This is a genomic window from Pseudalkalibacillus salsuginis (genome assembly GCF_021646685.1).
Taxonomy (GTDB): Bacteria; Bacillota; Bacilli; order Bacillales; family Fictibacillaceae; genus Pseudalkalibacillus; species Pseudalkalibacillus salsuginis.
Genome location: NZ_JAKJHW010000005.1, coordinates 66,301 through 80,049 on the forward strand (window position 1 = coordinate 66,301; position 13,749 = coordinate 80,049).

12 protein-coding genes and 2 pseudogenes are annotated in these 13,749 nt (G+C 38.8%); 7 read left to right on the forward strand and 7 right to left on the reverse strand.

The window, feature by feature from the left end; all coding sequences use genetic code 11:
- Position 1 precedes the first annotated feature (1 nt).
- The gene (locus L1611_RS13630; RefSeq protein WP_236314073.1) at positions 2-787 is read left to right on the forward strand and encodes an ABC transporter ATP-binding protein; all 786 of its coding nucleotides are present in this window, start codon (positions 2-4) and stop codon (positions 785-787) included.
- A 280-nt stretch (positions 788-1,067) separates the two neighbouring features.
- Here L1611_RS13630 and L1611_RS13635 read toward each other — a convergent pair whose 3' ends face one another.
- Both L1611_RS13635 and L1611_RS13640 read right to left on the reverse strand, forming a co-directional pair.
- Positions 1,068-1,673: a methyltransferase domain-containing protein gene (locus L1611_RS13635; RefSeq protein WP_236314075.1), complete on the reverse strand. Its 606-nt coding sequence runs from the start codon at positions 1,671-1,673 to the stop codon at positions 1,068-1,070.
- A gap of 316 nt (positions 1,674-1,989) precedes the next feature.
- Positions 1,990-2,439 carry a MarR family winged helix-turn-helix transcriptional regulator gene (locus L1611_RS13640; RefSeq protein WP_236314077.1) on the reverse strand — a complete coding sequence of 150 codons (450 nt, stop codon included), beginning with the start codon at positions 2,437-2,439 and terminating at the stop codon, positions 1,990-1,992.
- Positions 2,440-2,599: 160 nt separating this feature from the next.
- On the opposite strand from L1611_RS13640, the pseudogene L1611_RS13645 reads away from it, so the two are divergent.
- Positions 2,600-3,189 (forward strand): annotated as a pseudogene (locus L1611_RS13645) (Crp/Fnr family transcriptional regulator).
- Positions 3,190-3,196: 7 nt separating this feature from the next.
- Here the strand turns inward: L1611_RS13645 and L1611_RS13650 are convergent.
- From L1611_RS13650 to L1611_RS13660, 3 genes and pseudogenes are all read right to left on the reverse strand, one after another.
- Positions 3,197-3,846 (reverse strand): annotated as a pseudogene (locus L1611_RS13650) (DUF4386 domain-containing protein).
- Positions 3,847-4,057: 211 nt separating this feature from the next.
- A complete protein-coding gene (locus L1611_RS13655; protein WP_236314078.1) occupies positions 4,058-4,669 on the reverse strand; it encodes a DUF421 domain-containing protein in 612 nt (203 codons plus the stop codon).
- A gap of 304 nt (positions 4,670-4,973) precedes the next feature.
- Entirely contained in the window at positions 4,974-6,278 is a 1,305-nt protein-coding gene (locus L1611_RS13660; protein ID WP_236314079.1) for a voltage-gated chloride channel family protein, read from the reverse strand.
- 374 nt (positions 6,279-6,652) lie between these two features.
- Here L1611_RS13660 and L1611_RS13665 point away from each other — a divergent pair, with 374 nt between their 5' ends.
- Positions 6,653-8,470, forward strand: coding sequence for a LysM peptidoglycan-binding domain-containing protein (locus tag L1611_RS13665; protein WP_236314080.1), 1,818 nt, complete (start codon positions 6,653-6,655; stop codon positions 8,468-8,470).
- Between the two features lie 384 nt (positions 8,471-8,854).
- Here L1611_RS13665 and ymzB read toward each other — a convergent pair whose 3' ends face one another.
- The gene (gene ymzB / locus L1611_RS13670; protein ID WP_236314081.1) at positions 8,855-9,205 is read right to left on the reverse strand and encodes a protein YmzB; all 351 of its coding nucleotides are present in this window, start codon (positions 9,203-9,205) and stop codon (positions 8,855-8,857) included.
- Positions 9,206-9,378: 173 nt separating this feature from the next.
- Here ymzB and L1611_RS13675 point away from each other — a divergent pair, with 173 nt between their 5' ends.
- Entirely contained in the window at positions 9,379-9,996 is a 618-nt protein-coding gene (locus L1611_RS13675) for an NUDIX hydrolase (protein WP_236314084.1), read from the forward strand.
- 146 nt (positions 9,997-10,142) lie between these two features.
- Positions 10,143-11,495: a dipeptidase gene (locus tag L1611_RS13680; RefSeq protein ID WP_236314088.1), complete on the forward strand. Its 1,353-nt coding sequence runs from the start codon at positions 10,143-10,145 to the stop codon at positions 11,493-11,495.
- Between the two features lie 61 nt (positions 11,496-11,556).
- Here L1611_RS13680 and L1611_RS13685 read toward each other — a convergent pair whose 3' ends face one another.
- Positions 11,557-12,573, reverse strand: coding sequence for an LLM class flavin-dependent oxidoreductase (locus L1611_RS13685; RefSeq protein WP_236314089.1), 1,017 nt, complete (start codon positions 12,571-12,573; stop codon positions 11,557-11,559).
- Between the two features lie 171 nt (positions 12,574-12,744).
- Between L1611_RS13685 and L1611_RS13690 the strand changes: the two genes are divergently transcribed.
- Positions 12,745-13,242 (forward strand): GyrI-like domain-containing protein, encoded by a 498-nt coding sequence (locus tag L1611_RS13690; RefSeq protein ID WP_236314092.1) that lies wholly within the window; start codon positions 12,745-12,747, stop codon positions 13,240-13,242.
- Between the two features lie 272 nt (positions 13,243-13,514).
- Positions 13,515-13,652 (forward strand): protein YhfH, encoded by a 138-nt coding sequence (yhfH, locus tag L1611_RS13695; RefSeq protein WP_236314093.1) that lies wholly within the window; start codon positions 13,515-13,517, stop codon positions 13,650-13,652.
- The last annotated feature ends 97 nt before the right edge of the window (positions 13,653-13,749 follow it).

Sequence of the window (13,749 nt, forward strand, 5' to 3'; positions counted from 1 at the left end):
TATGGGTTTAGAAAAGATTTTAACAAAGGAGCTTTCTTTTTCATATGGAAACAGGGATATCTTAACGGATATTAATGCCGTGATTAAAGAAGGGGAAATAACGGTTTTGCTTGGGGTCAATGGAAGCGGCAAATCAACCCTTTTAAAAACAATAAGTAGATTACTACCTGCAAAGAAAGGATCTATTTATCTTGATGGTCAAGATATCACTAACGAATCGAATCGAAACATCGCTAAGAAAATGGCTATGCTGTCGCAAATTAATGAAACGCTTGACATGACGGTTTATGAGCTAGTTGAGCAAGGTAGATTTCCACATGCAGGGGCGCTAAAGATGCTTCGTAAGCAGGACCATCAAGCGATACACAATGCTTTAGAACGAACGAGCCTTCTGCACCTTCAGCATCATTACCTGAATGAGCTGTCAGGTGGAGAACGTCAAAGAGCCTGGTTAGCTCTGGCACTTGCCCAAGAAACGGAAGTACTTCTATTAGATGAACCGACTACCTTTATGGATGTGCATCATCAAATTAATATATTGAACCTGATAACTTCACTCAATAGAGAGGAAGGAAAAACGATTGTGATGGTACTTCATGATATCAATCAGGCATTGGCTTATGCGGATCGGGCCATTGTATTAAAAGATGGTCGTATTTATAATAGTGGACCGCCACTTAAAATCATTACTCCAGAGATGCTTCTTGAAGTTTTTCAGATTAAAGCCAACATAATAACCGATCCAGATTCACATCATACTGTTTACGTTCCATATTCCGTGATATGAAATGAAAACGGACTTCTGGTGTAATAGTAAAGTTGGTGAGTGTGTTGCTCAATGGAAATATTGGGGAATTTTCGCAAACGAATTGTTGATAAGAGCCTCAACTTATTGAGGCTCGAATATTATGTGATTTTTTGTATTGTTCTTTGTTTCGCTGTGTCCCCATCTCTAACTACTACCAATAATAAAGTGTAAAAGTCTCTTTTTAGTTCGATGTCTGCTTCTTTGAACAATCGCAAAAGTTTTGAAGAACTTAGTGTAGGAACTTATCTTTGGATTCTTATCAATGAAGAACTGGAGATTGTGACTCTAACAGAATAAAATAATGCTCGAAATTTTGTTTTCCCTCTTTAAGAATTCCGAAATCCAATTCTGCAGCCCAGTTTTTCATCACTTCCATATCAATTCGGTTTATGAGTGGAGGGCCGATAACTCCTTCTGCATTGGGGTCAAATTCCGAGATTAAAATCTTTACTTTCTTTGAGATAGTTAAACTATGAATGTTTTTCATGATTTGATAAGGGCTTTCTGCATGATGAAGTATATCGGTAAGCATTACGATATTAATTTTGTCCTTGTCAACGCCTATATGTTTTTCAGCATCACCTATTTGGACCTCTACGTTATATATCGATTCTTTTTGAAGTTCTGCTTTAAGATACTCTGTTACTTCTTCTGATTTTTCAAAAGCAATAATTTTACCTTTTTCACCGACAATATTTGAATATTGTAATGTAAAAGTTCCTGGTCCTGGACCAATATCCAAAACTGTATCCCCATTTTTGATTCCCACGAATTCAATCCATTCCTTAACTAAAGGAAATCTAACCAATTGTCGCTTTTTTATTTCATCCAATGTGGTGTTGCTTAAATCTTTTCTGAAATTCATCCCAATCACCTACCATCCGAATGTGAGTAGTGTGTACAAAATAAAACCCATAGAAATAAGGATAGATATAACGTTAAAAGTAATAACCATCTTATTGGTACAATGATGTTTTATAAGACGATATACTGTGAAAAAAACGATTATTAGCGTCATTATGATCATGGACCTGCGTAGCCAAAACAAGTTTTGCATGGTAGACATATTATTGGTTGAGCTACCGAGAATTAATAAGATCGTCATGTGGAGCCAATGATGAGATGAGGCAAAAAACGAAAGGAGAATCGAAATGATTGGGGAAATCACAGGATTTTTAACTTTACCCATTAGTTTCACTTCTTTCTTTCGATAAAGCATCATTGAGTAGTTGAAAAACCTCGATAATCTTTTGGTGGTCTGGTTCTGAAATATGTTTTAATAAACTGTCATAAAATGATAAGGATTGTTCTCTTACCCTATGGAGCGTATTAATTCCTATTGGGGTTAACGAAAGAAGAACTTCCCTTCTGTTCTCCATATTTGTTTCCCTATTGATAAAGCCTTCTTTCACTAATTGATCCACTAAGCGGCTTACAGATGAACGCTCCAAAAATAACCTTTCAGTTAACTCCATTAGAGTTAATTTCTTGTGTTCAAGTTCTTGAAGGGTTATCACTTGCGAAATAGAAAGAGGAAAGCCACAGGGTGTCACGTTTCGCTCAAGTAAACCAAATAACCTAACAAAGCGTTGGACGTTTAAACGTAGGTTTAATATGTCTTGGGGTTCCATTTATTAACATCTCCTTTATGTGTATTATACAACAGTTGTATAATGCATTTCAAGTTTGAAGATTCACTTGTGTATTTGGAAACTGATTCCTTTCTTAATCATATCTATTATTGTAGATTTATAGGGTAAAAAGTACATTAACCTGTGAGGGGGAATGGAAATGAAAAACATACTATTCAAGTATATGAATAAATTCACTTCTCTCAATGAGGAAGAACAACTGGCTATCGCGAATGAAATCTGTAAAGGAATATAAAAAAGGAACCGTGCTCCATAGACAAGGAGATGTCCCCACTAAATGATTTATTTTGTGTTGAATGGTTGCATTAGGAAGTACTCGATTGATGAAAAAGGAAAAGAGGTTACATCTAATTTCTATACCGAAGAGCAAACCGTTGTAATTTTCAATCATCATAAACTAGATAAGTCTTCTGAGTTTACTTTACTTGTCCAGAAGACTCCGTATTGGTCGTGGGCGACTTAAATAAAGAAAAAGATATGTATAAGAAGTATGATCAATTGGAGTCAATGACACGCAAGATGATTGAAGAAAACTTTGGTCAAGTATAAGAAGAGTTTGCTGCTTTTGTCGCTTTAACACCAAAAGAGCGTTTCAAATCACTCTTAATGAAGCGACCTCACTTGATCGCACGTTTACCCCAACATCAATTGGCAAGTTATCTCGGAATTACCCCAGAGTCTTTAAGCAGAATTAAAAAGCGGGTGTATGAAGAAAACCAATTAGAATAAGTCTTCTCTATTTAATGAAATTTTTCCCTCCTCTGAATAGCAACCATAATCCTAAGCCTAATTCTCCAACAATTATCGGTACTGTAAAAACAATTTCAAGAACTTTAGCGATGCCATCGTATTGGGGAATGAACACGCTGAATAGGTGTGTAATTATATAACCGACAGAAGCCAGAAATAATAAGATACTTAGGGCTTTAGGTATATCGTCCGAATTGAAAGCGACATAACTCACAACCAGTAGATGTACACCAAAAATGATCAAACCAATAGACCAGATAAAATGAAATGCTTCTAAATAAAACATTAAAAGACCTTGAATTTGACCTTCAGTAATTAAGTAAGGAAAAATATTCTGTACTTCTTGCAAGGAGAAATACAAATACCAAATTTAGAATGGCAATCCCTAATATAGCCGCATAGGTAAGCCGAAGCCATGCCCCGAGTAACGAAAGACTTTTATTAATAGGTCGCAGGAAGATATAGAGGGCCCTAGCCACCGACTATGTCACAGATCAGGATGATGAGCCAACCAAAAATTCCAGCACTGAAAAGGAGGATGGAAGATCTGATGTTGTTAAATGTGGTTTCAGCATCACCTTGTACAACAAGGCTTCCTTGCACATGGCCATAAGAAAAAGCTGTGGAAAGTGCCATGATGATAAGTGAAACGCCAGCAATCAGAGCAGATTATCTCTGAAACGCTATATTATTCTCAATGGCAGCCATTTATTAACCTCCATTTTTTAGGTTTAAGTTTAATGGGGGCATATGGCTGAGCATTGACTTCAGTCAAGAAAGATCCCTTTTTGAGAAACAGCAGTAAAAAAGTCATTAATATTAGTTTGATATCATTTAGCATTTACTCTTAATCTAAATTCTCTTGAGGTTTTTCTATATGCTTTTTATTTTTAACCTCAGTAAAAATGTTATCAGATTTACTTGTTTGAGTTATTGTATTTTCAGTCGAGGGATTAGATTGATTTGCTTCAATCAGCGATTTTAGCATTTGGATATCTTCTTTAGTAGCGTATTGTTTATTAGGTTTTAACATATATCCTAACTGACCGTTCGATTCTAATGTAGCCCATTGTAAATCACTAAAATTTTGAATGTTTTGTTGCCTCATTCGTACTTCAAGCATATCCACCGTTAACCGTAGCTTTTTTAAATTGCTTTCATTGATTTGGCCATTTTCGACTACTATAAGTGATTTTCCATAAATAATTGTCTCAAGAGCATCGGATTTTAAAACGATATACTCAATTAAAAGAAGTGTAAGAACCATTAAAAATGTAATCAACATAGTAATCCAAACGTTCCTGTCGCCAACAGGTTGAATAATTAATGACCCGACAGCGATCATCATGACAGTTTGAGCAACCGTAAGCTGAGAGATTGATTTTCTTCCAGCTAACCGCAAAATAAGTACTCCACCAATGACAATGACAACAGCTTTCCATATGAAGTGTAAATCCAAAAATATTCCCCCTTTTCAAACAATCAATATCTATATTGCCAAAAATATAATTTAAGGTAGACTCTTTCCGTTTACTGATTAAAAGCATTCTTATAGAGTGTTTAATATCTATTCCACTGTTTTTTATTGTTGGTATTATTTCCTTTACCTTATCCTCTATTCGTCAAAAAAACATACATCTATTGAAATAGAAGAGGGAATAAATCGAGATATCCTATAAATCTGAATTTTTTCTGGATATAAATATATGGCAATAGTACGAAATTAAAACGACACGCTACTACCGTTTTTCATTTTTAATTTTTTAAAGCTTTTTCATTTTTTCAACCTTTTCAATGGTTTCTCCGCGGGGGATATTATATAACCTACTCTTAGGTTCATATATTTTTTGAGATGGCCATAGCCCATGATGTCCAGAAAACAGATAACTAACGATACAAGCAACAAAAAAGTACTCTAGTCCTTTACCATCAAACATCTCCATTGCTAATAGGAAAGCTGCTATAGGCGTATTAGCACCGCCACAAAAAGCAGCGATTAATCCTAATGCAGCGAGAAATGACATAGGTAAATCCATGAATGTATGTAAGGTATTCCCTAATGTTGCCCCCATAAAAAATAAAGGTATAGCCTCTCCACCTACAAAGCCAGTTCCAAGAGTGATCGACGTAAATATTAGCTTGGCCAGGAAAGCAAAGGGAGGAACGTCTTCTTTAAAAGATTGCTCTAACATATCTAAGCCTCGACCATTGTAATCTTGTGAACCAACTATTAGCGTTAATGCCACAATGATCATTCCTCCAACAAAGGCTCTTTTCATATGGTTTTTCTTGAAAAGCTTCTCTGATAATTTTTGTATCCCATGTCTCAACTGACAGTATAAAACACTTAATAGACTGAAAATAACAGAAGCAAGAATAACTTTTAGAAACGTAATAACAGATAATTCTGGTACACTTTGTATAATAAATTCTGCGTGTTCATGCCCCCAAGCTGCTGTCGTTATAAAGTGACCAACAAAGCTAGCCACAAGACAAGGGACAAGTGCTTCAAATTTCAGTTTTCCTAAAGCAGCCATTTCCATCCCGAAAACTGCACCTGTTATGGGAGCTCCAAAGGCAGCACCAAAACCAGCACTTATACCGCACATAATAAAAATTTTAGTGTCGAATCTGTTTACTTTAAAGAATTTGTTTACTGCTGTAGCTACACTTCCTCCCATTTGGACAGCTGCACCTTCTCTTCCGGTTGATCCACCAAAGAGAACTGTTATAAAGGTTCCAAAATAGACGATAGGCCCCATTCTCCGTGGCACCTCTTTTTTCCCATGTACTGCGTCTATCACTAGATTATTTAATTCAGCAGTGTCATTTAAGGTGTTATTCAAAAATACCTTTCCATAGTTCATATATATGTATCCTAAGATAAGTCCTCCAAAGGGTAGAAGGAAGATAAGCCAACCACTTTTTTCTCGTACAGAACCTAGATAATCATTTGTCTCTAAAAGGAAAGTTGTTGTGGAACCCACAATTACCCCAATTATGCTTCCAAAAATAATCCATTTGCCAAGAATTAAAAAAAGGTTTTTATACTTTAATGTTATTTCCATTCCGCAATTACCTCATTTAAAACCATCCAGGAGTTATTCTAGTTTGTTTATTACTTCAGCAAAAATGTTATATGACACACTTGTCTGACTGTTATTTCGTTTAGGCTGACCCAGTTTAGTCAGTGTTCCAGTTAAAATGGACCGTTCAATTCTATTATTGCCCTTACAAAAATTGAATATCAAAAAAATAAGTACCTACTAGCTCATTTATATATGAAAGAAGCAAAAGGGACTAATCCTACAGATAAAATTTAAAAAACCTCATATTTGGTGAACCTTGCACCTCTTATCGAATAGTATATGGGCAGAGAAGTTTACCCATTTAATACTTCAACTTTATTAGTGGAAATTTTACCTTATGGGAAGTGAATACCATGCAGACTTTTTACACAGTACGTTCAGGTGATACGGTGTACGAGATTTCCAGGAGATGGGGAATTCCAGCAGATTCCATTATTGCTGCAAACAATTTGAGAGCTCCTTACACGATTTTTATTGGTCAACAGCTGTCCATTCCGCCTGGGGTTGACATAGTAAGGGTTAGACAAGGAGATTCAGTGTATCGAATTTCACAATTATATAAAGTTCCACCTTCAGTGATAGTGGAGGCGAATCAACTTCAACCACCTTATGCCATTCAGATCGGTCAATTATTAAAGGTTCCTGCAGGTGTTCCTTATTATATCGTCCAACCAGGGGATACACTGTATCAGCTTGCAGGGCGCTTTAATGTAATAACGAACGGGGAGCCAAATCATGAGCTTATCCGGATAGTAAACCAACTTCCATCCTCTCAACTATTTCCTGGTATGAAGTTAATGATTCCATACGCCCCTCCTGGTGGCCAAGGAAGGATTGCCTATATCTCTGATCGGGGTGGGAATTATGATGTTTGGTTATATAACCCCCGGACAGGAGAGAACGTGCAGCTCACCAGTGGATTAGGTGACTCCTTTTCAAGACCTGAATGGTCACCAAACAGCAGGAGAATTGCGTTTGTAGGAAAGAACAGAATCATCTATGTAATTGAGGTTGCAACAGGTTCAATTGCTCAAATCGATCAGATAGGAGAAGAGGTTGAGTTCAAATTGGATTGGTCGCCTGACAGCACCCAAATTGCATATACAAAGCAAGGTCACATTATCTTGTACAACGTACTGTCTCATCAGGCACAAAGCATCCAACAACCCGAGTCAACAGATGTTCAATGGTTTCCCAGTGGTATGGAACTGCTTTTTCAGGCACCGGATGAATCAGGAATTAGTCAGCTTTACCGAATTCAAACCGATGGGACAGGGAAACAGCAAATCACAAGCAACACAGAAGGACGGCTTAATAATGCCCAGCTATCACCCGACGGAAGTTTTGTACTTTATACAACACCAGGTGTCAGTATCTCCATTATTCACACCGTTGAGCTTTCAACAGGGAATGTTGTCGAAGTAAAAGGCGGGCCCCTTGCAAAGAATTACTTTCCGGAATGGTCTCCTGATTCTTTAAAAATTGCTTATAGTGCCACCGCCTTGGAAGATAGAGGATATTTTTCGCAAGTTCGGACGGTGGGGAGGCGAGGAGAAGAGGATCGAATTTGGGCTATATCTAATTGTTTTGCATCACCTGTCACATGGTCTACAGATGGAACAAAAATAGCATATCTTAGTGGGTGCAGGGAACAGGAATTTGCCCGTGAAATGTGGGCTATCGACCTCCTTCGCCCCGTTCCAATTCGACTAATTGAAGGAGTTAACATTCAGTCTCTTCAATGGTCTCCAACACCTATCATGGATGTATCCCAAAGCACATATACGAACACTACCTACAAGGTTCGTTTTCAATATCCATCGAACTGGCGAAAAGTGAACGAAGAAAGATACGAAGGTGCTGACGGTTTCTTTCAAATATCAGCTATTTCAGCTGGTGAAAATTTGAGTGAGGTGTGTCATGGGGAAGCTTTCCAGCAATTAATGCCCTATGGATCCATGCCAAGAATCTTGAAGGCACGAATTCAAAACCAAGAAGCTTGCTACATTTTTCCTTCTGCGGATCAACCAGCAGAAATGATGAATCAATCCGCTTTAATCGTAAGGTATCCAACCCCGATTAATATCCAAGGTGAAACTTACAATTACTTCATCTTATGGACAGATCAACCGCATATGAAGGAGATAGGTTCAACTTTAACCTTTTTATAGAACGTGGGTACCTGTTCCCACTGTTTCACTAAAAAGTTAGCATACTGATGGCGGACCCTACACACTTTCGATGTATCAAAATATCAAATACAAAAGTAATATTTAAACCCCAATGAAGGCAACTATTTCTTCGGTTGCCTTTATTGGAATTATTTAAAGGATAAGAAAGTATAAAATTTTGGTTGTGGTGAAGAAATGTCTAGCTCCAACGCCCAACCACTTGGACCACTTCAGTCCCTTTGCGGCGGTCGACACATTGATTTAGGTCGAAGTGTTTGCCCACGCTGAACCGAACTTTGTTTGGTTCGACCTCCTCGTCGGACTTCCAGTGACCTTCATGGCTGAACAGGGCGCTTTCGCTTTTCTTGATGTCTTGCTGACTTTTTATCCGTACAGTTCAATCGTATAAGTCCCACGTTCAGTTACGAGGGAAAAACGGATGTCATCAAACTGGTACTGAGTTGTATCCTCCAGTGGTATTTCGTAAGAAGAAGCTGGTAGAGACTCTCCGCCTTGTGCATCTGTTTCAGTTGTTCCTTCACCAATTAAATGGATCGAATGCATGGGCTCATAATCATCGATTCTTCTTGTATCTTTATGATAAGAAATATCATCCAATTTCATAATGATGCTATCCTGATCACCGAGTTCCTGCTTTGTGATCTTAATGGTCTTTCCGCTCCATTGCTGTATTAATTGATTGAATTGTTCCACCGTCAAGTAATGGTCGTTCATATGTATCCCTCCTGTCTTTTATATTTTCCCGGAAATCAGGAATCATACTTTCCAATGGAATTAAGGTATACTTGATTCTAGAAAAATCAATATAATTAGAGTAAATTGACTTAAGCACATTCACATGGATTTGTTCTGTTATAGTAAAGAGAAATGATACTCGGAGTGTTCTTATGAAACGAGAAATAATGATCAGGAAAATGATTGACCATACTCCCTCCATTATCGGAAATAATAGGTTGAACCATTATTCTGTTCTTCTTCCCTTGATCGAAAAGGAAGATGGTCTTCATATTTTATTTGAAGTCCGTTCATTCCAAATGAGACGTCAACCAGGAGAAATCTGCTTTCCAGGAGGAAAAGTAGATAAACAAGACCGGATTCCACAGGATGCTGCAATCAGAGAAGCGAAGGAAGAGCTGGGGATAACAGACAAGGAGATCACAGATGTATTTCCTTTTGACTATATGCTCTCCCCATTTGGCATGATGGTGAACACGTATGTCGGCTTTTTGGACTGCACCTTAAATCGCATTGTGCCGAATCCTTCTGAAGTGGAAGAGGTATTTACTGTTCCGCTTGCTTTTTTCAAAAACAATCCACCAAAAATCCATCATGTTAACTTTGAAATAAAGCCAGAAGAAGGATTCCCGTTTGATCTGATTACAAACGGCAAGGACTATCAATGGCAGATGCGGAAAATCGAAGAATACTTCTATATGTACGAAGGAAGGGTGATATGGGGGCTTACTGCAAAAATCCTGTATGCATTTATTGAATTTATCGAGTAGGCTTTGTTAAAGTACATTGCTGATATGCCATATTCACTCCAATTCAGCAGGCGATCGACAAGCCTTTTTAGGGTCTTGTCAGGCTGGTGAATTGCCTTGATGTTATACTAAATGAAATAAAGAAGGGATATAAGGAGGTTATAATTTTGAAGGAATCCATCTCATTACATAAAGATCGATATGTTGAGCAATTAAAGGAATTTTTGAGAATACCAAGCATTTCGACTTTACCTGAACATAAAGAAGACGTCCTAAAAGCGGCGAAATGGCTCGCTTCCTCACTTGAACAGATTGGCATGGAAAACATTGAAATCATCGAAACGGAAGGCCATCCGATCGTCTATGCAGATTGGCTGCACGCAGAAGGTAAACCGACTGTGCTTGTCTATGGCCACTATGATGTCCAGCCTGCAGATCCCATCGACCTATGGGAGTCACCGCCATTTGAGCCGGAAGTAAGAGCGGACAAGCTCTATGCCAGAGGTGCTACAGATGATAAAGGACAGCTTTTCATACATGTAAAAGCGCTTGAAACCTTGATGAATGAAGATGGAAAGCTTCCGGTCAATATCAAACTTTGTATTGAGGGTGAAGAGGAACAGGCAAGCCCTAATCTTCCTTCTTTTATACAGCAGAATCCTGAAAAATTATCTTGTGACGCTGTGCTTATCTCGGATACCTCATTCATTGAAAAAGGCCAGCCTGCAATATGCACGTCACTTAGGGGAGCGCTTGCCCTGGAACTTAGCTTGAAAACAGCGGATTCCGACCTCCATTCAGGGGTATATGGGGGAGGCGTTCCCAATGCTGCCCATAATCTAGTAAGGCTATTGGATTCTTTTCACGATCATAATGGAAAGGTTGCAGTGGAAGGGTTTTATGAAGGGGTCCCTGTATTGACAGAGGAACTGAAGCAGGAAGTGGCGGCAATTCCATTTGATGAAGAGAAAACAAAGAAAGAGCTAGGAATGGAAGCCTTATCTGGTGAAAAAGGATTTTCATTTTTAGAGCAAACTGGTGTCAGGCCTACCCTTGAGATCAATGGAATCACAGCAGGTTTTCAGGGAGAAGGCATTAAAACGATCGTTCCATGCGAAGCAAGTGCTAAAATCAGCTGTCGTCTTGTCGGGGAACAAGATCCGCAGACGGTTTATGAAATGATTGAAAAGCATGTGAAATCGAATAAACCAGTTGGGACGAAAGTTACTGTAAAGCAGACCATCAAAGCTAAACCTGTTTTACTGGATTCCCAAAGTCTGATGATACAAAAGGCGGCAGATGCTTATGAGGCTGTATATGGTGTCCGGCCATTGTTTCCTAAAGAAGGCGGTTCCATCCCGATTGTAGAGGTATTTTCAAGAGTGCTGGATGCTCCGGTTGTGTTGATGGGCTTTGGCCTCCCCTCTGAAAATCTCCATGCACCGAATGAGCATTTCCATTTAGAGAATTTCACACAAGGGATCGAAACCGTCTGTCACTATCTGAAGTCACTTTCATAAAATCTACGAAAAAGAAAGAAGGAGCCAGCTTTGAACAAGACACGGCTCCTTTTTCCTCTCATCAGCTTTTTATAATTCCAGTAAGGATTTCATAAGATCGGAGGCGGGCTGTGTGGTCGTAGATTTGAGAAGCCACAATCATTTCATCAGCCTCTGTCTCTTTAAGAAAACGATTAAGCTTTTCCCTTACGGTTTCAGGGCTTCCGATGATAGAGCCACCTAATTGTTTTTCTAAGACGGCTTTTTCATATTCTGTCCATCTTCCTTCCATACTTTCCACAGGCGGCTGCAGCGGCCCCAACTGGTTACGGATCAGATTTAAAAATTGCTGCTGCAGTGATGTGGCCAACCGCTGTGCTTCTTCATCGGTATCTGCTGCTATAACATTCACACCAACCATTGCATAAGGTTTTTCAAGGACCTCAGAAGGCTCGAAAAATCGGCGATAGACTTGTAGAGCTGCTAAAGTATTGTTAGGTGAAAAGTGGCTGGCAAAGGCGAATGGCAGGCCTTCTTTGGCAGCCAGTTCAGCACTGAACCCGCTTGATCCCAATAACCATATCGGAATATCCAATCCTTCTCCAGGAAACGCGCGCACCCGTATTTTACCCTCCGCTATTGACGGATCGAAATAGGTCCTTAACTCTGCCAACTGTTCAGGGAAGTCCTGAGCATTCTGCTTATGATTCTTTCTTAAGGCATATGAAGTGGTCTGGTCAGTGCCAGGTGCCCGTCCAAGTCCGAGGTCAATCCGACCAGGAAACATCGACTCCAGGGTACCGAACTGCTCAGCAATTACGAGTGGCGCATGATTCGGAAGCATAATCCCTCCTGATCCTACACGTATCTTAGATGTGTTCGCTGCGACATGTCCAATGACTACCGAAGTTGCAGAACTGGCGATCGCCGGCATATTGTGATGTTCTGCCAGCCAGTAGCGATTATAGCCCCATTTTTCTGCATGCTGGGCTAAATCTACTGTATTTTGAAAAGACTCAGATGGTGTCCCTCCAGCAAGGATAGGGGCAAGATCAAGAACTGAAAAAGGAATATCTTCTAGTGTTTTATGTGAAGGCATACTATCATCTTCTTTCGTTTGTTTAGTTACTTGTTATTAGTGTTAGTGTATCAACATTTTATTTAATTTCAAAAAATCAGCTTGGCCAGTTGGTGACAAGAATTTGTGCTATTTGGAAGATTTTTTCAAACGAATCATTTAAAATAAAAGCGATTTAGGAGGGGTTATCATATGTCAGTGGAACAAAAGAATTCAGTAACATTAGTCACTGAGGAATCATTTCAAGCAGTTGGATTGAAGTGGGAAGGAACTTTTGATGTGGCATTTGCTGGGGAGATCAGAGACGTTCAAAAGAAAATGCATGATCGTCTAAACGAAATTCAATTTGTTGAGAACCCTGATGTCTTACTTGGTCTCTCTTACCATGCTACCCAAAACGCTTCAAGCTTTACCCACTACTCTGTCGTAAAAGCATCACAGGTAGAAGATGTCCCTTCCGGTATGGTAATGATATCCGTCCCTGAATTAACCTATGCTAAGTGTGAACACGCTAAAGGACAAAGCATCAAACAATCTTATAACAACATATATGATTGGATTAAGGCCGAGGGATACAAGGAAAATCGTGTTGGCGATCTTACCCATTTTGAAAAGTATCAGATGGCTCAGAACCCTTATGATCAGGACCCGGAATTTACGATCATGATTCCAATAACCAAAGAAACCTAATATAGGTGATTTACATTCAAAAAGGAACCTCCTTTCCTTAAAAAAGCTTCTCAAATGGAAGCTTTTTTGCTATGTCCAACACACTGTGGTATAACAGAGTTTGAATTGTCAATAAAAAAACTACCATCACTAACCCTTTAATTAGAAGGGTTCAGGCCAATATTTGTGTTAAATTTTCAAAAAAATAAAAAAATGGGTACACAAATCCATTCAACTTATGTATACTGTACTATAACAGAAAACAAAACCTGATTTTAAGGAGGAATCAACAAATGGCGATCGAGAATCCGGTTCAATTTTTTAAAAACTTGCCAAAGAAAAAATGTCCTGAGTGTGGTCAGACGATCCAGGAACAGGCTGAGTCGTATTTCATGGAATGCGAACACTGCCTGTCAAAAAAAGCAGAATAGAAGGATGGGGTTGCCCCTCGTCCTTTCTATTGTCTTTACTACTTAGAAGAGTAAAGTCTCAGACAGGTTACACTTGTAATGTTCAAAGCGTTGATAG